Origin of the sequence: Leucobacter ruminantium, from assembly GCF_017565705.1 — a bacterium.
Lineage (GTDB): Bacteria > Actinomycetota > Actinomycetes > Actinomycetales > Microbacteriaceae > Leucobacter > Leucobacter ruminantium.
Window position 1 is genome coordinate 35,409 of sequence record NZ_JAGDYL010000008.1, and the last position, 14,953, is coordinate 50,361.

At 71.1% G+C, this 14,953-nt stretch carries 16 protein-coding genes; 8 read left to right on the forward strand and 8 right to left on the reverse strand.

What is annotated here, in order from left to right:
• Positions 1 to 3: 3 nt before the first annotated feature.
• Together J4H91_RS06535 and J4H91_RS06540 are read right to left on the reverse strand one after the other, a co-directional pair.
• On the reverse strand, positions 4 to 777 hold the full coding sequence (locus tag J4H91_RS06535) for a cyclase family protein (protein ID WP_208045456.1): 774 nt from the start codon (positions 775 to 777) through the stop codon (positions 4 to 6).
• 109 nt (positions 778 to 886) lie between these two features.
• On the reverse strand, positions 887 to 1,786 hold the full coding sequence (locus J4H91_RS06540) for an IclR family transcriptional regulator (RefSeq protein WP_208045457.1): 900 nt from the start codon (positions 1,784 to 1,786) through the stop codon (positions 887 to 889).
• Positions 1,787 to 1,950: 164 nt separating this feature from the next.
• On the opposite strand from J4H91_RS06540, the gene fae reads away from it, so the two are divergent.
• From fae to J4H91_RS06555, 3 genes are read left to right on the forward strand one after another with little or no spacing between them, the layout of a single operon-like run.
• A complete protein-coding gene (gene fae / locus J4H91_RS06545) occupies positions 1,951 to 2,484 on the forward strand; it encodes a formaldehyde-activating enzyme (protein WP_208045458.1) in 534 nt (177 codons plus the stop codon).
• The gene (locus J4H91_RS06550; protein ID WP_208045459.1) at positions 2,471 to 3,448 is read left to right on the forward strand and encodes an NAD(P)-dependent oxidoreductase; all 978 of its coding nucleotides are present in this window, start codon (positions 2,471 to 2,473) and stop codon (positions 3,446 to 3,448) included. Before fae ends, J4H91_RS06550 begins: the two co-directional genes overlap by 14 nt.
• Positions 3,445 to 4,905, forward strand: coding sequence for an NAD-dependent succinate-semialdehyde dehydrogenase (locus J4H91_RS06555; protein ID WP_208045460.1), 1,461 nt, complete (start codon positions 3,445 to 3,447; stop codon positions 4,903 to 4,905). Before J4H91_RS06550 ends, J4H91_RS06555 begins: the two co-directional genes overlap by 4 nt.
• A 16-nt stretch (positions 4,906 to 4,921) precedes the next feature.
• Here J4H91_RS06555 and J4H91_RS06560 read toward each other — a convergent pair whose 3' ends face one another.
• Entirely contained in the window at positions 4,922 to 5,848 is a 927-nt protein-coding gene (locus J4H91_RS06560; protein WP_208045461.1) for a LysR family transcriptional regulator ArgP, read from the reverse strand.
• 94 nt (positions 5,849 to 5,942) lie between these two features.
• Here J4H91_RS06560 and lysE point away from each other — a divergent pair, with 94 nt between their 5' ends.
• Positions 5,943 to 6,557 (forward strand): L-lysine exporter, encoded by a 615-nt coding sequence (lysE, locus tag J4H91_RS06565; RefSeq protein ID WP_208045462.1) that lies wholly within the window; start codon positions 5,943 to 5,945, stop codon positions 6,555 to 6,557.
• An 18-nt stretch (positions 6,558 to 6,575) separates the two neighbouring features.
• On the opposite strand, the gene J4H91_RS06570 is transcribed toward lysE, so the two are convergent.
• Both J4H91_RS06570 and J4H91_RS06575 read right to left on the reverse strand, forming a co-directional pair.
• Entirely contained in the window at positions 6,576 to 7,331 is a 756-nt protein-coding gene (locus J4H91_RS06570) for a response regulator (protein ID WP_208045463.1), read from the reverse strand.
• Positions 7,328 to 8,566, reverse strand: a complete 1,239-nt coding sequence (locus tag J4H91_RS06575; protein ID WP_208045464.1) for a sensor histidine kinase — start codon at positions 8,564 to 8,566, stop codon at positions 7,328 to 7,330. Before J4H91_RS06575 ends, J4H91_RS06570 begins: the two co-directional genes overlap by 4 nt.
• 135 nt (positions 8,567 to 8,701) lie before the next feature.
• Between J4H91_RS06575 and J4H91_RS06580 the strand changes: the two genes are divergently transcribed.
• The 3 genes from J4H91_RS06580 to J4H91_RS06590 are packed head-to-tail and all read left to right on the forward strand — an operon-like array spanning position 8,702 to position 11,884.
• Positions 8,702 to 9,727, forward strand: a complete 1,026-nt coding sequence (locus J4H91_RS06580; RefSeq protein ID WP_208045465.1) for a tripartite tricarboxylate transporter substrate binding protein — start codon at positions 8,702 to 8,704, stop codon at positions 9,725 to 9,727.
• The gene (locus J4H91_RS06585; RefSeq protein WP_208045466.1) at positions 9,724 to 10,365 is read left to right on the forward strand and encodes a tripartite tricarboxylate transporter TctB family protein; all 642 of its coding nucleotides are present in this window, start codon (positions 9,724 to 9,726) and stop codon (positions 10,363 to 10,365) included. Before J4H91_RS06580 ends, J4H91_RS06585 begins: the two co-directional genes overlap by 4 nt.
• Before the next feature lies 1 nt (position 10,366).
• The gene (locus J4H91_RS06590; protein WP_208045467.1) at positions 10,367 to 11,884 is read left to right on the forward strand and encodes a tripartite tricarboxylate transporter permease; all 1,518 of its coding nucleotides are present in this window, start codon (positions 10,367 to 10,369) and stop codon (positions 11,882 to 11,884) included.
• 109 nt (positions 11,885 to 11,993) lie between these two features.
• On the opposite strand, the gene J4H91_RS06595 is transcribed toward J4H91_RS06590, so the two are convergent.
• From J4H91_RS06595 to upp, 3 genes are all read right to left on the reverse strand, one after another.
• Positions 11,994 to 12,596 (reverse strand): DUF4870 domain-containing protein, encoded by a 603-nt coding sequence (locus J4H91_RS06595; protein WP_208045468.1) that lies wholly within the window; start codon positions 12,594 to 12,596, stop codon positions 11,994 to 11,996.
• Positions 12,597 to 12,715: 119 nt separating this feature from the next.
• On the reverse strand, positions 12,716 to 13,405 hold the full coding sequence (locus J4H91_RS06600; protein ID WP_208045469.1) for a winged helix-turn-helix domain-containing protein: 690 nt from the start codon (positions 13,403 to 13,405) through the stop codon (positions 12,716 to 12,718).
• A gap of 379 nt (positions 13,406 to 13,784) precedes the next feature.
• Positions 13,785 to 14,423, reverse strand: coding sequence for a uracil phosphoribosyltransferase (gene upp, locus J4H91_RS06605; protein ID WP_208045470.1), 639 nt, complete (start codon positions 14,421 to 14,423; stop codon positions 13,785 to 13,787).
• A 56-nt stretch (positions 14,424 to 14,479) separates the two neighbouring features.
• Between upp and J4H91_RS06610 the strand changes: the two genes are divergently transcribed.
• Positions 14,480 to 14,914, forward strand: a complete 435-nt coding sequence (locus J4H91_RS06610) for a nucleoside deaminase (protein ID WP_208045533.1) — start codon at positions 14,480 to 14,482, stop codon at positions 14,912 to 14,914.
• The last annotated feature ends 39 nt before the right edge of the window (positions 14,915 to 14,953 follow it).

Here is a 14,953-nt window from a genome sequence, read left to right on the forward strand (position 1 = left end):
CGGTTACGCCTCGACGAGCGCGTAGACGCGCGCCGGGCTGCCCGTGCCGCCGACGATCGGCAGCGGAGCCACCACGATCGCCGCGCCCTTCGCGGGCAGCAGGGCCAGGTTCTGCAGCGAGGTGATGCCGTACTTGTCGGCGCCGAGCAGGTGGTAGTGCATCGGGAACGGCGGGTCGAGTTCGGCGCCGCGGCCCGCGTCGATGCCGACGGTCTCGACGCCGACGCCCGAGATCTCGGGACGCCCCGCGAGCCATGCGGCGCACTCGGCGGTGAACCCCGGCGTGTGCGAGCCGGTCTCGTCGGCATTCAGGAACGCCTCCTGCGAGTCGGCGAAGCGGTCCCAGCCGGTGCGCAGCAGCAGCCAGGTGCCCGGCTCGAACGAGCCGTGCTCGGCCTCCCACGCCTCGATGTGAGCGATGTCGAGCAGGAAGTCGTTGTCGGCCGAGGCGCTCGTCGTGAAGTCGAGCACCGCGGCGGGCCCGATGAGGCGGGCGGGCGGGATCTCCGAAACGTCGCGCCCCTCGCGTCCGCTGATCCAGTGCACCGGCGCATCGATGTGCGTGCCGATGTGCTCGCCCGTGTGGATGTTCGCGTGCTTCCAGAAGGGGCCGGGCTCGTCGTACTCGCTCACGGTCTCGAGCGAGAAGTCGATGAGGTTCGCGAAGGGATCGGGAAGCCGCAGCGTCGGCGTCGACGCGTGCAGCTTGTTGGTGAGGTCGACGACGCGGAGCGACCCCGATCCGATGGCGCCGAGCAGTTCGGGGATGAGGGACATGGGATCCTCCTCGGTGCACCTGGGTGCGGATATGACGGATGCCGTTCCAGGCTACCGCGACGGGGGCGGAGGGACCGCCGACGGTTCCGACTCGTCGCAGGCTCCTCGCTCAACCGGTGGACGGAGCCGCGGAAGAGGCCCCCGCGCCGAGGGACCGCGAGAGGGCCGCGCCCGCCTGCCGCACGATCGTCGCGAGCGCGTCGACCCGCTCGCCCAGGCGCTCCTGCGGCCCGCTCACGTTGAGCGCGGCCACGATGCGCCCCGTGTGATCGTGCACCGGTGACGAGACGCCGATGACACCGGCCTCGAACTCGCCCTCGATGACGGCGTATCCGTTGCGCCGGATGCGACCGACCTCCTCCCAGAGCGAGTCGTAGTCGAGCACCCGGGCGTCGGCGGACGGGGGCGTCTCGAGCAGGAAGAACGGATTCGACTCCCGGTCGAAGGCCTCGCGGCCGATGACGGTCTCGTCGCGACCGTGCTCGTCGTACCAGGCGCGCAGTGATCCCTCGTCCCACTCGCTCACCAGCACGCGCCCCGATGAGGTGCGCCACGCCGCGGTCGTGACGCCCTCCCAGCCGGCCGAGCGCAGTTCGTGCGGGCTCAGCTCGCTCGCGAGGGTGAGCACGTTGCCGTGGGCGAGCACGCAGAGGTGGCTCGTCTCGTGCGTCGCGCGCACGAGCCCGCGCAGCACCGGCCTGCCGAGCCGCACGAGCTGCGCCTCCGCGGTGCGGGCGGCGAGCGCGAAGATGCGGGGGCCTACGGCGTAGCGGCCGCTGTCGGGGTCGCGCGAGGCGAGCCCTGCGGCGGCGAGGGTCGAGAGGGCGCGCGACACCACGGTCTTGCTCCGCCCGGTGAGTCGCGCGAGCTCGGTGACGCCCATCCCGCCCGCCCGCGCGGAGGCCTCGCCTGCGAGCAGCTCCAGCAGCTCGATGTCGCGGCCGAGGCCGGCCGAGTTCTTGCGACCGGCGGCGGCGACCGAGGGAGCGGACTCGAGGGCGTGAGGCATGAGCGAGGTCTCCGATCTGCTGGGAGCGTACGTCGGCTCGACAATACTGGATCTAGGCCCGATATGCGCAACATCAATTGCGTATATAGTTCCCACCTCCCTATCGTTTCCGGCGTCAGTTGCAACGCCGCCGCAGGGCGGTTCGAACGAGGGAGTGGAATCCGATGACGGAGAGCATTCAACTCGGCGAGAGCTTCGTCGGAGACGGAGTCAACGCCGCCCACATCAACACCGTGCTCGGTGAGCGCCAGGGGCCGGTGGGCACCGCCTGGGCCACCGCGCTCGCCAGCCCGAGCGAGGGCTTCGTGCCTTTCGTCGCGGTGCTGCAGCCCTCGCTGCCGGTGAAGCCCATGACGCTCTTCGTCGCGAAGGCCTCGCCCGCGAACGATCTGCACGGAACCGCCATCTGGGGCCCCGCGCAGGCGGGAGTCGCAGCCGGCGTCGCCGATGCCGTCGCGGAGGGGATCATCCCCGAGTCGTACACCGAGACGCACGCGCTCATCGCGGCCGTCTGGGTGAACCCGGGCACCGACGACCTCGACGCGATCTACCGCAACAACCGCGAGGCCACGCGCCGAGCGCTCGAGGCAGGCGCCGCGAACGCGCCGAGCGCCGAGGCCGTCATCGCCGCGCGCAACGCGCCCCGCAATCCCTTCTACACCCCGAGCGAGGAGGTCGCCGCAGATGTCGCACGCTGATCTCACGAAGCGCCCGATCGTCGGCTTCATCGGCCTGGGCAACATGGGCTCCGGCATGAGCCGCAACCTGCAGGAGAGCGGCTTCCGCCTCGTCGTCACGGACCTGCGGCGCGAAGCCGCCGAGTCGCTGCTCGCGGGCGGCGCCGAATGGGCCGACACCGCCGCCGAGGTCGCCCGCCGATCCGACGTCGTCATCACCATGCTGCCCACCCCGCGCATCGTCTCGGCCGCGCTCCACGGCGAGAACGGCATCCTCGCGGGCCTCTCTGCCGGCAAGACCTGGATCGACATGTCCACCTCCGTGCCCGAGGTCGCCGACGGCGTTCGGGAGGAGGCCGAGGCCCGCGGCATCCGCGTCGTCGACGCCCCGGTGAGCGGCATGTCGGTGGGCGCCGCGAGCGGCATGCTGCAGATCTTCGTGGGAGCCGATCCCGAGGTCTTCGCCGAACTGCTCCCGGTCTTCGAGGCCATGGGCGATCCAGAGCGCATCATCAACGTCGGCGGCCACGGCGCGGGCTACGCGGTGAAGCTCATGATCAATCAGCTGTGGTTCTCGCACCTCGTCGCCACCGCCGAGGTGCTCGCGATCGGAACCGCTGCCGGCGTCGACCTCGATGTGCTGCGCCGCTCGCTCATCGCGAGCCCCGCCAACAGCAACTTCCTCGAGCGCGATGTGCTCTCGATCCTGGAGCACGGCGACTACGACGAGGGCTTCGCGATCGCCCTCGCCTGCAAGGACCTCGGGCTGTCGAGCGATCTGGCCCGCTCCGTCGGCGTTCCGAGCGAGCTGTCGGCGCTCGTCGAGCAGGTGTTCCGCCGGGCGCGGCGCTCCTACGGCGACCGGGCGGGCGAGATGACGCCCTTCAAGCTGTACGAGGATCTGCTCGGCACCGAGCTGCGCCTCGGCGCGGGCGCCTCATCGGGCGAGGGATCCGCCACCGTCGCCGAGGGGGTCGCCGCATGAGCGCGCTTCCCGAGCGCACCCCGACCGGCCTCTTCATCGGCGGGGAGTGGCGCGACGCCGAGGGCGGAGCCACCCTCGACGTGCTGAACCCGGCAACAGGCGAGGTGCTGGCCACGATCGCGAGCGCGACCGAGTCCGACGGCGCAGCCGCACTCGATGCGGCCGTCGCAGCGCAGGAGGAGTGGGCCGCCACCGCGCCCCGCGAGCGCGCGGAGATCCTGCGCCGCGCCTTCGAGCTGACGATCGCGCGCAAGGAGGAGCTGGCCCGCATCATCACCCTCGAGATGGGCAAGCCCCTCGCCGAATCGCTCGGAGAGGTGGCCTACGGCGCCGAGTTCCTGCGCTGGTTCTCGGAGGAGGCCGTGCGCATCGACGGGCGCTACACGGTGTCGCCCGACGGGAAGAACCGCCTGCTCGTGCTGCACCGCCCGGTCGGCCCGAGTCTGTTCGTCACGCCGTGGAACTTCCCGCTGGCCATGGCCACCCGCAAGATCGCACCCGCGCTCGCAGCGGGCTGCACCTCGGTGCTGAAGCCGGCGCAGCAGACCCCGCTCACGGCGCTCTACTTCGCCGCGATCCTGGCCGAGGCCGGCGTGCCCGCCGGCGTCGTGAACGTCATCCCGACGTCGACCGCGGGCAGGGTCACCGGTCCCATCATCGCCGACCCGCGCCTGCGCAAGCTGTCGTTCACGGGCTCCACCGAGGTGGGCAAGCGCCTCATCCGCGACTCGGCGGAACAGGTGCTCAAGGTGTCGATGGAGCTGGGCGGCAACGCGCCCTTCATCGTCTTCGAGGACGCAGACGTCGACGCCGCGGTCGAGGGCGCGCTCGTCGCGAAGCTGCGCAACGGCGGCGAGGCCTGCGTGGCCGCGAATCGCATGCTCGTGCACGAGAGCGTCATCGAGGAGTTCAGCTCGAAGCTGAGCGCCCGCATGGCGGCGTACGTGCAGGGCTCCGGCCTCGAGGAGGGCGTGATGATCGGCCCGCTGATCGACGAGGCCACCCGGGAGAAGGTCGACGAGCTCGTGCACCAGGCCGTCGCAGACGGGGCCGACCTGGAGATCGGCGGCCGGGCGCCCGACGGCCCGGGTTTCTTCTATCCGCCCACCGTACTGACCGGCGTGCCGGCCGATGCCCGCATCCTGAACGAGGAGATCTTCGGGCCGGTGGCGCCGATCGTCTCGTTCGCGGATGAGGCCGAGGCCGTGCGCCTGGCCAACGCGAGCGAGTACGGTCTCGTCGCCTTCGCCTACACGCGCGACCTGAACCGCGCGCTGCGCCTCGCCGAGCGCATCGAGACCGGCATGTTCGGTCTCAACACCGGACTCGTCTCGAACCCGGCCGCGCCGTTCGGCGGAGTGAAGCAGTCGGGCCTCGGCCGTGAGGGCGGTGCCGAGGGCATCTTCGAGTTCCTCGAGACCGTCTACGTCGGCATCGCCGACCCGCTCGCGTCCTGACGAGCGGCGCTCCCTCTCAGCGGCCCCGGCCCGGCTGCCCCTGCAGGCGCCGGGCCGGGGTCGGGTCGAGCACCGCGGCGGCCTCGTCGGCGATGATCGCGGAGAGCGCATCGAGCACCGGCGAACGCAGATTCCACCGCTGCCAGTAGAGGGGGAGTTCGACGGGCGCCCCCGGCCTGAGATCGGTGAAGCGGCCGGCGGCGATCCCTTCGGCGCACTGGCGCTCGGGAAGCATGCCCCATCCCATGCCGAGCTCGATCGCGGTGGCGAACTCCGCAGAGGACGGCACGTAGTGGCGGGGCGGGTCGATGCGGGCGCGCGTGACCGACGAGATGAAGCGCTGCTGGAACATGTCCTGCCGATCGAACTCCATCATGGGGGCGGCTCCGAGGGTATCGGCCGTGATGCCCGCGGCGAAGTGCTCGGCGGCGAAGTCGGGTGCCGCGACCGCGTGGTAGCGATCGACGCCGAGCAGCGTCGAGGTGCAGCCGGGCACCGCCGCGGCCGTCGCGGTCAGCGCCGCCATCGCCTCGCCGTTGCGCAGCCGCGCGGTCGAGACGGTCTCGTCGGCTCGCAGCACTTCGAAGCGCGCTCCCGTCTCCCGCGCGGCTCGCGCGAGCGCGGGGACGACCCAGGTCGCGAGCGAATCCGCGTTGACGACGAGCGGCACGAGGGATCCCGACTGGCCTCCGCCCAGTTCGGCGGCGACGTCGTCCGCGATCCGGGCGAGCTGCCGCGCTGCGCGCAGCACCGCGGATCCCGCCTCGGTGACCTCGACGGGGCGCGTGCGCCGCAGCAGTACGGTGCCCACGCGCTGCTCCATGGCGCGCACCCGCTGACTCACGGCGGAGGGGGTGATGTGCAGGTGCCGGGCGGCGCCTTCGAAGCTGCCCTCGTCGACGATCGCCGCGAAGGTGCCCAGGTGCTCGACCGGCAGATCCATCGCTCCTCCTTCTGAAGTATTGCTTATGTACATTCAGAATATGCAGTGACGCTGAAGTAGCGCGAGCCGGTTCGCGCCCCGTAACGTCGTCTCCGTGATCCTCCCCCTTCTCGTCGGCGCAGGCAGCGGCCTCTCCCTCATCGTCGCCATCGGCGCCCAGAACGCCTTCGTGCTGCGCCAGGGCATCCGCCGCGAGCACGTGCTCCCCGTCGTGCTCATCTGCGGGCTCACCGACGCGCTCCTCGAATTCCTCGGCGTCGCGGGAATCGGCTTCGTCGTGCAGCGCGCGCCCGTCGTGCTCGAGGTCGTGCGGTGGGGCGGAGTCGCGTTCCTGCTCTGGTACGCCTGGACGGCGGCGAGGCGCGCCATGCGGCCGGAAGCGCTCGTCGCGGGCGAGGGATCGGGGGGCTCTCTCAAGAAGACGGTGCTCGCCTGCCTCGCCATCACCTACCTCAACCCGCACGTCTACCTCGACACGATGGTGCTGATGGGCTCCATCGGTAACGCGCAGGGCGATCCCGCGCGGTGGTGGTTCGTCGCGGGCGGCGCGCTCGCGAGCATCGTCTGGTTCTTCCTGCTCGGCTACGGCGCGCGGGCGCTCACCCGCTTCTTCGCGACGCCGCGATCGTGGCAGGTGCTCGACGCGCTCGTCGCCGTGGTCATGCTGGCGATCGCGGCGCGCCTCGCCTTCGGGGGCGTCGGGGTCTGAGCGGCCCCGATCGTGCGTTCAGTGCCCGGGAGCGGGCGCGAGCCGGTAGAGCACCTCGGGCCTGCCGCGGCGCCCGTAGCGGTGCGAGAGGTCGATGCTGCCCGCATCGACCAGGTAGTCGAGATAGCGCCGCGCCGTCGCCCGCGAGATCGAGCAGCGCTCGGCCAGCTCGGCCGCGGTCACCGGGACCACCGGGTCGAGCGACGCCAGCACCCGCTGCAGCGTCACCTCGGCCAGGCCCTTGGGCAACTCCTCGAGCGGCGGCGATCCCTCGCCGGCCGAGCGGCTTGGCGCCCGCTCCGCACCCGGCACCCTGATGCGCCCGGTCGAGAGCAGCCGGTCGATCTCGCCCTGACCGAGCGGCCGCTCGCGGTCGCCGGCCTCGCGCTCCCGCCGCTCCGCCCGATAGACGCCGAGGCGATCCCTCAAGGCCTCCTGGGTGAACGGCTTCACGAGGTACCCGACGACGTGCGCCGCGAGCGCCTGCCGCACCGTCACCTGATCGCGCGACGAGCTGATCACCAGCACATCGGGCGAGTCGGCTCCGAGGGTGCGGAGACGGTTGAGCACCTCGACGCCGCTGATGTCGGGAAGGCGCATGTCGAGCAGCATGAGGTCGACGCCCCCGTGGGCACCGTGCTCCACGGCCGCCCGTCCGGTGCCGACCGCGGCCACGAGAGCGAAACCGGGGGTCTCCGCGACGAAGCGGCTGTGCAGGCGGCGGGCCCCCGGGTCGTCGTCGACCACGAGCACGCGGATATCGTTGGCCGTCATCTCCGCACCCCCATGTCGAATCTGAAGCACGCCCCTCCGAGGGCGGAGCGGCCGAGCTCCACCGTTCCGCGGTGCGCAGCGACCGTGCGGCGCACGAGGTCGAGGCCGATCCCCCGCCCGGCACCCGAGGGATCCGGCTTCGACGAGAAGCCCCGCGAGAAGACGCGCTCGACGTCCTTCGGGTCGACCCCCGGACCGTCGTCCTCGACGGTGCCGTGCAGACGGCCGTCGCGCTCCACCAGCGCGCAGCGCACGAGCGAGGAGCCCGCCTCGCCCGCGTTGCGGCAGAGGTTCGCGAGCACGAGCGTCACGTCTCCTCCGAGCTCGGAGGAGACGTCGATCGCGGTCTCCAGCCGGGTGCCGACGGCCCCGAGCTCGGCGCGCAGCGCTTCGAGCGTCGCCCGCAGCAGCGGCTGATCGTGCGTCGCGTCGTCGGCCGACTCCGTCAGCACCGGCGCCGCCTCGGCGATGTAGGCGAGGGCGTCGTCGGTGTCGCCGTGCGAGACGAGGCCGTGGATCACGTGCAGCCGCGTGTGGAACTCGTGGGACTGCTCGCGGAGTGCGGCCGCTGTGCGCCGCACGCCCTCGAGCTCGCGCGCCGCCTCGTCGAAGCGGCGGAAGCGGCGCAGCAGGGCTGCGGCGATCAGCGAGCTCGCGAGGGTGCCGGCCAGGAGGGAACCGAACGCCCACGGAAGCAGGCGGCCGAGCGCTTCGTCGAAGTCCTCGGCGATGCGGGTCTCGAGGATGCCGACGGAGAGCGTGCCGATGATCGCACCGCCCGGGCCGCGCACCGGAACCTTCGCGCGCAGCGTGGGCCCCAGCGTGCCGGTCTCGGTGCCGAGGAACTCCTCGCCCGCCAGCACGTCCGACGGATCGGTCGAGACCGGCCGCCCCCGCTCCTCGGGAGAGGGATGCGTGATCCGCAGCCCCCGATCGTCGGTGATGACGACGTAGTCGACGCCCGCTGCGCGCTCGACGACATCGGCGAGGGGCTGCAGCTCCCGCGTCGCAGCGGCGAGATCGCCGTCGGCATCGCTCAGCGCCCCGCGCACCTGATCCAGAGCGGCGAGGCTCGTGGCGACCGCCCGCACGCGCTCGGCCGTGGCCTCGCGCACGCTCCGCTCCTGCACGGCGACCGCGATGGCCGTGGTGACGCCCACGCAGACGAGCACGATGAGGCAGGGCAGCAGCAGCACGCCGATGCGGGCGGCGCGCGACGATCCCTGTCGAGACATGGGAGCCACCTCCTGCACCCGCCCTCCGTGCGTATCTATGAGCACAATTCTCGGTGTGGTACCACGCACGACGAACTGCTGTCATCTTAGTAGCCGGTGTGCGGCGACGACGGAGTCCGCACGGAGGAGCTGAACATGACGGAAGACGTTCAAGAACAGGGCGCGGCGCCCCCGGGCACGAAGACGAGGCGAACCGTGTTCCGGATCATCGGCGGCGCGGTGGCCGCCGCGGCGATCGGCATCGCGAGCTACGGGTCGATCAGCTCGGCAGCCGCAGGCCAGGACATCCACACCTCGATGACGATCATCGCCCCGGCAGCGGCCGGCGGCGGCTGGGACACGGTCGCGCGCGAGATGCAGCAGGCTCAGAAGGCCAACTCGCTCGTCAACAACGTGCAGGTGGTCAACATGCCGGGAGCCGGCGGCACCATCGCCCTCGGCAACGTCTCGACGCTCGAAGGGCAGGCGAACAACCTCATGGTCGGCGGCACCGGCCTGCTCGCCGCGACGATCCAGTACGGCTCGGCGGCGACCCTCGACGACGTCACCTCGCTCGCCGTGCTCTTCGAGGAGTACGACGTGGTCGTCGTGCCGGCGGACTCGCCGTACGAGACCCTCGACGACCTCGTGGAGGCCTGGCGGGACGACCCCAAGTCGATCCCCTGGACCGGAGGCGGATCGTTCGATCAGCTCGTCGTCGCCGATCTCGCGCTCGCCGCGGGGATCGACCCCGTCGACACGACCTACATCTCGTCCGACGGTGGTGGCGAAGCCATTCAGGCGCTGCTCAACGGCACCGCCGGCGCGGCGACGGGCGGCTACTCCGACAACGTCGACCAGATCGAGTCCGGCCGCCTGCGCGCCCTTGCGCTCGTCGCCGAGGAGCCCGTCGAGGGCATCGATATCCCGACCGCGCGCGATCAGGGCTTCGACGTCACCCTCACCAACTGGCGCATGGTCGCCGCGCCTGCGGGGATCACGGATGAGGAGACCGAGCAGCTCGCCGAGCTCGTGCTCGAGACCACCGAGACGCCCGAGTGGCGCGACGCGATCGACCGCTACCGCTGGGCCGAGCGCGTGATCACCGGCGACGAGCTCTCCGAGTTCCTCATCGAGGAGCGGAAGCGCATCGAACTGCTGTACGAGGAGATGGGCCAATGATGCCGTCGAACAACCCCACGGCCGTGTCGTCCGTGATGGGCGAGGAATTCGAGACCGGCACCGCCGGCTCGACCGGGGAACTGCTGAAGAACCTCGCGATGCCCGCGATCACCGCGGCCTTCGCGACCTACCTGCTGATCGGCCTGTTCACCATGCGCGTGCCCGAGGGAACCGTGTTCCCCGGCCCGAAGTTCTTCCCGGGCATCATCACGGCAGGCCTCTACCTGTTCGCGATCCTGCTGGCCGTCGGCGCGGTGCGGAAGCACCGAGCGGGTGCCGACGCGCTCGTCCCCGCCGGCGTCGAGGGCCCGACGGACGACCCCGACGCCGAGGGCCTCGAGGGATCCCTGCTCCTCACCGATGAGGGCGCCGAGCCGGCCTCGTCGTCGGGCGCGGTGCACTGGCCGTCGCTCGCGTGGATCGTCGGCGCCTTCATCGGCTTCGCCCTGCTGCTCACGGTGCTCGGCTGGATCATCGCCGCGGCGCTGCTCTTCTGGTGCGTCGCCCGCGGCTTCGGCTCCGAGCGCGTGCTGGGCAACCTCGTGGTGGGGCTCACGGTGGCCTCGCTCAGCTACATCCTCTTCGACATGCTGCTCGGACTTTCGCTGCCCTCGGGCATTCTGGGCTGGGGGTTCTGACATGGACGCACTGCAACTGCTCGCCGACGGCTTCGCCGGCGCACTCACCTGGCAGAACCTCATGTGGGTGGTCATCGGCTGCCTGCTCGGCACCGCCGTGGGCGTCATGCCCGGCCTCGGATCGTCGATGGCGGTGGCCCTGCTGCTGCCGATGACCTTCGCCCTCGAACCGACCGCCGCGTTCATCATGTTCTCGGGCGTCTACTTCGGCGGCCTCTTCGGCGACTCCACCATGAGCATCCTCATGAACATGCCCGGCCAGGCCTCGGCGATCGCCTCCACATTCGAGGGGCACAAGATGGCCCTCGACGGGCGCGCGGCGCAGGCGCTCGCGACCGCGGCGATCGGCGCCTTCACCGGCGGCTTCATCGCCTCGATCGTCGTCGTCTTCGCGGCGCCGCTGCTCGCCGAGTTCTCGACCAAGTTCGGTCCGGCCGAGTTCTTCGCGCTGGCGCTGTTCGCCTTCGTCGCGACCTCGTCCGTCGTCACCGACAGCCCCCTCAAGGGCATGGTCTCCCTCTTCCTCGGACTCGGCATCGCCGTGGTCGGCGTCGACGGCGTCTCGGGCGCACCGCGCTTCACCTACGACTCCCCGAACCTGTTCGACGGCATCTCGCTCGTCACCGTGACGGTCGCGATCCTGGCGCTCGGCGAGGTGATCTACGTCGCGTGCCTCCAGCGGCACATCGCGGGCGGCAGGCTCATCCGCCCGAAGGGGCGGCCGTGGCTCTCGGGCGCCGAGTTCCGCGAGGCGCTGCCTGCCTGGCTGCGCGGCACCGCGATCGGCCTCCCGTTCGGCGTCGTGCCGGCCGGCGGCTCGGAGATCCCGACCTTCCTCGCCTTCGGCCTCGAGAAGAAGCTCGACGCCCGCCGCAAGAACCCGAAGTTCGGCAAGGGCGCGATCCGCGGCCTCGCGGCTCCCGAGGCGGCGGGCAACTCGACGACGGGCATGGCGATGGGAGCCCTGCTGGCGCTCGGCCTGCCGATCTCGGCGACGGCCGCCATCATGCTCGCGGCCTTCCGCCAGTACGGTCTGCAGCCGGGCCCGCTGCTCTTCGAGCGCTCCTCCGACCTGGTCTGGGCGCTGCTCGCGAGCTTCTTCATCGCGATGGTCGTGCTGCTCATCCTGAACCTGCCGTTCGCGATGCTGTGGGCGAAGCTGCTGCTGATCCCTCGCCCCATGCTCTACGCGGGCATCACCGTGGTCTGCGCGCTCGGCATCTACGCGACGTCGGGGAAGACCTTCGACCTGCTGCTGCTGCTCGCGATCGGCCTCGTCGGCTTCGTGATGCGGGCCGCCGACTACCCGCTCGCACCGCTCATCATCGGCATGGTGCTCGGCCCGCTCGCCGAGACGAGCCTGCGCGACGCCGCGATGAGCGCGAACGGCGACTTCGGGGTGCTGTTCCAGGGGCCGATCGCACTGTCGCTCTACGCCCTGCTGCTGCTCGTCGTGGCCTACGCCGTGCGCGGCCGCATCGTGGCGCGGAAGCGGGAGCGGGCTCTGGCCGAGGTCTGAGCCGTTCGAGAGCGCGGGGCCGCGCCGAGCCGAGCCTCAAGCACCGAACTGGAGACACGAGAAGGGCGGGCCCGGAAACGGGCCCGCCCTTCTTCGCATGCCGCGAAGGCTACTTGACCATCGGGATATTGAAGATGAACCCCGGCTGTTCGCCCCTGCGGTAGCCCTCGGGGGCCTTCACCGCGGCGATGATGTGGAACACGAAGAGCACGATCTGCGCGAGCCACAGCAGCACGGCGATGAGCCAGCCGATGTAGGGGATCCATCCGACCACCACGATGCCCACGTATGCGATCGTGCGCACGAGCGAGAAGTTGAGGTTGTCGCGGTGGTAGGCGTAGGCCTGCGGATTGCCCTTGTCCTTCTCGATGAGGAAGAAGATCAGGGCCGGCAGCCAGACGAAGAACACGGAGAGCCAGTAGTTGAGCGTGATGTTGCTCACCGGGTCTGCGGCGGGAGCCTGCTGGTACCCACCGGCCGGGGGCTGCTGGTATCCGGCGGCGGGAGGCTGCTGGTAGCCGCCGGCGGGCTGCTGGTAGCCGCCGGGCGGCGCCTGCTGGTACTGCGGCGGCTGGGGAGCCTGCGGCGGCTGCGGGGCCTCGTACTGCGGCTGCGCCTGCGGTGGCTGGGGCTGCTGCGGCGGCTCGGGCTGCTGGCCGGTCGCACCGGTCTCGGGGCCGGCCTGGCCGTCCTCCGGGGGCAGTGTGGTCATGGCGGTACCTCTTCCGGGAGTATCTGACGGATCACAACGACCGTACCGCAGGAACGCACGCGTTGAAAGAGGAAGCGCCGCCGTCGGGCGAGGGCGCCGGCGCGTTCCCGCGGCTCGGTTCAGAAGACGTCGGGGCTGGGCGCTGCCGTCTGCAGGATCGTGACGTCCGCGTGGCGATCGAAGCGGTAGCCGGTGCCGCGCACGGTGCGCACGATGTCCTGGTACTGGGCGAGCTTCACGCGCAGTCGGCGCACGTGCACATCGATGGTGCGCTCGTTCGGCACTTCCTCGGCGGGGGCGTCGGCCCAGAGGCCCGAGATGAGCTCCTCGCGGCTGATGGTGCGCCCCTCGCGCAGCACGAGGTACTGCAGCAGCTCGAACTCGCGGAAGGTGAGCGCGGCGGGAACGTTGTCGAGCAGCACCCGCTTGCGCGAGAGGTCGAGGGTCACGCCGCTCGCGGCTCGGTCCTTGGAGTCGGCCTCGGCCTGCTTCTGGCGGGCCTGGGCCGCCGGGTCGCCGAGGGCGAGGCGCACGACCTCGACGTCGCGGCCGCCGGTGCCCTCGGGGGCGAGCGCGACGGCGGCGTAGGTCTCGGCGGCGGGGGCGAGCTGCGCGACGAGCTCCTTGAGCCGGCTGACGATGGCTCCGAGCTTCGGGTCGCCCTCGGCGATCTTGTCGTCGGCGAGGCCGACGTAGAGGGCGAAGCCGCGCACCTCGGTGCCCTCGGGCACGTGGCGCTCGGGCGCGGGGCGGGCGGGGATCTCGGCGGTGAGGTCGGGGCGGGCGGTGCGGATGGTGGTGGCGTTCATGATGATGTCCTCGAAGAAGTGCTGTCGTGCCGAGGCGATGCGGGCCTGCGGCAGAGGTGCAAAGCGATTGCGTGATGCGAGCGGCCGGGATGCGGCGCGGATGACTCGCGGGGAGTGCCCGGAACGGGCGCGTGGCTCAGGTCGAACCTGCGGGTTCGACGCAACGCGCGCAGATGAAGTGTTCTGCAGTTCAGTGCGCGTTGCGCATGAGCATTCGACAGCACATGACATCGCGACCGGCCATCATCATGCCGGTCTGCCCAAAGTTCACCTCGAAGGCGGACTGGGTGCGAATGATGTCATGCATAACGCACAGTTAAGCAAAGTTTCGCTCGACGTGTCAAGCGGCGATCCTTGAAAGGGCGAGGGATCGACCGGATCAGTGGTCGACGGTGCCGTAGAGGCGGTCGCCCGCGTCGCCGAGGCCGGGCGTGATGAACGCCTGATCGGTGAGGCCGTCGTCGAGGGCGCCCAGCACGAGCGTCACCCTGCGGTCGCCCGCCGCTTTGCGGATCGCCTCGACGCCCTCGGGGGTGCCGAGCACGCAGATCGCCGTGACGTCGTCGGCGCCGCGTGCGAACAGGAACTCGATCGCGGCCGCGAGGGATCCGCCCGTCGCCAGCATGGGGTCGAGCACGAAGCACTGGCGGCCCGCGAGCGATTCGGGCAGCCGCTCGGCGTAGGTCGTCGGCTCGAGCGTCTCCTCGTCGCGCACCATGCCGAGGAAGCCGACCTCGGCGGTGGGCACGAGCTTCACCATGCCCTCGAGCATGCCGAGGCCCGCGCGCAGGATGGGCACGATGAGCGGCAGAGGCTCGCTCAGGCGCACGCCCGTCGTCGGCGATACCGGGGTGACGATCTCGCACGGCTCGACGCGTACCTCGCGGGTCGCCTCGTAGGCGAGCAGCGTCATGAGCTCCTCGATGAGCAGCCGGAAGGTCGGCTGCGGCGTGTTCTTGTCGCGCAGCACCGTCAGCTTGTGGGTGATGAGGGGGTGGTCCGCAACGAAGACTCGCATGCGCCTATCCTATTGCGGTGCGCACCATCCCTCCATCGCCCGCGGAACTCGCCGCGATGGAGCGCGCCCTCGCCGAAGCCCGCATCGCGGCTGCCGAGGGCGAGGTCCCGGTCGGGGCGGTCGTACTCGGCCCCGGCGGAGAAGTCATCGGCTCCGGACGCAACTCCCGCGAGCTCGACAGGGATCCCACCGCGCACGCCGAGGTGCTCGCCATCCGGGAGGCGGCACTCGTGCTCGGCGGACGCCTGCTCGACGGCTGCACCCTCGTCGTGACGCTCGAGCCGTGCACGATGTGCGCGGGAACGATCCTCGCCGCGCGCATCCCGCGCGTGGTCTTCGGGGCGTGGGACGAGAAGGCGGGAGCCGCGGGAAGCGTGTACGACCTGTTGCGCGACGGCAGACTGCCCCACCCGGTGCCCGAGGTCGCGGCAGGCGTGCGCGCCGAGGAGTGCGCCGCCCTGCTGCGCGATTTCTTCGAGCGGCGCCGCTGAGCGCAGCCCCCTACCCGCTGGCTGAGCGAGCGCAACGAG

Bases quoted from the DNA above. Each gene is read 5' to 3' on its own strand.
- J4H91_RS06595 (WP_208045468.1), bottom strand. From the start codon at position 12,596: ATGACCACACTGCCCCCGGAGGACGGCCAGGCCGGCCCCGAGACCGGT.
- J4H91_RS06560 (WP_208045461.1), bottom strand. From the start codon at position 5,848: ATGGATCTGCCGGTCGAGCACCTGGGCACCTTCGCGGCGATCGTCGAC.
- J4H91_RS06540 (WP_208045457.1), bottom strand. From the start codon at position 1,786: ATGCCTCACGCCCTCGAGTCCGCTCCCTCGGTCGCCGCCGCCGGTCGC.
- J4H91_RS06535 (WP_208045456.1), bottom strand. From the start codon at position 777: ATGTCCCTCATCCCCGAACTGCTCGGCGCCATCGGATCGGGGTCGCTC.
- J4H91_RS06585 (WP_208045466.1), top strand. From the start codon at position 9,724: ATGATGCCGTCGAACAACCCCACGGCCGTGTCGTCCGTGATGGGCGAG.
- J4H91_RS06555 (WP_208045460.1), top strand. From the start codon at position 3,445: ATGAGCGCGCTTCCCGAGCGCACCCCGACCGGCCTCTTCATCGGCGGG.
- J4H91_RS06610 (WP_208045533.1), top strand. From the start codon at position 14,480: ATGGAGCGCGCCCTCGCCGAAGCCCGCATCGCGGCTGCCGAGGGCGAG.
- J4H91_RS06580 (WP_208045465.1), top strand. From the start codon at position 8,702: ATGACGGAAGACGTTCAAGAACAGGGCGCGGCGCCCCCGGGCACGAAG.
- J4H91_RS06550 (WP_208045459.1), top strand. From the start codon at position 2,471: ATGTCGCACGCTGATCTCACGAAGCGCCCGATCGTCGGCTTCATCGGC.
- upp (WP_208045470.1), bottom strand. From the start codon at position 14,423: ATGCGAGTCTTCGTTGCGGACCACCCCCTCATCACCCACAAGCTGACG.
- J4H91_RS06590 (WP_208045467.1), top strand. From the start codon at position 10,367: ATGGACGCACTGCAACTGCTCGCCGACGGCTTCGCCGGCGCACTCACC.
- J4H91_RS06575 (WP_208045464.1), bottom strand. From the start codon at position 8,566: ATGTCTCGACAGGGATCGTCGCGCGCCGCCCGCATCGGCGTGCTGCTG.
- fae (WP_208045458.1), top strand. From the start codon at position 1,951: ATGACGGAGAGCATTCAACTCGGCGAGAGCTTCGTCGGAGACGGAGTC.
- J4H91_RS06600 (WP_208045469.1), bottom strand. From the start codon at position 13,405: ATGAACGCCACCACCATCCGCACCGCCCGCCCCGACCTCACCGCCGAG.
- J4H91_RS06570 (WP_208045463.1), bottom strand. From the start codon at position 7,331: ATGACGGCCAACGATATCCGCGTGCTCGTGGTCGACGACGACCCGGGG.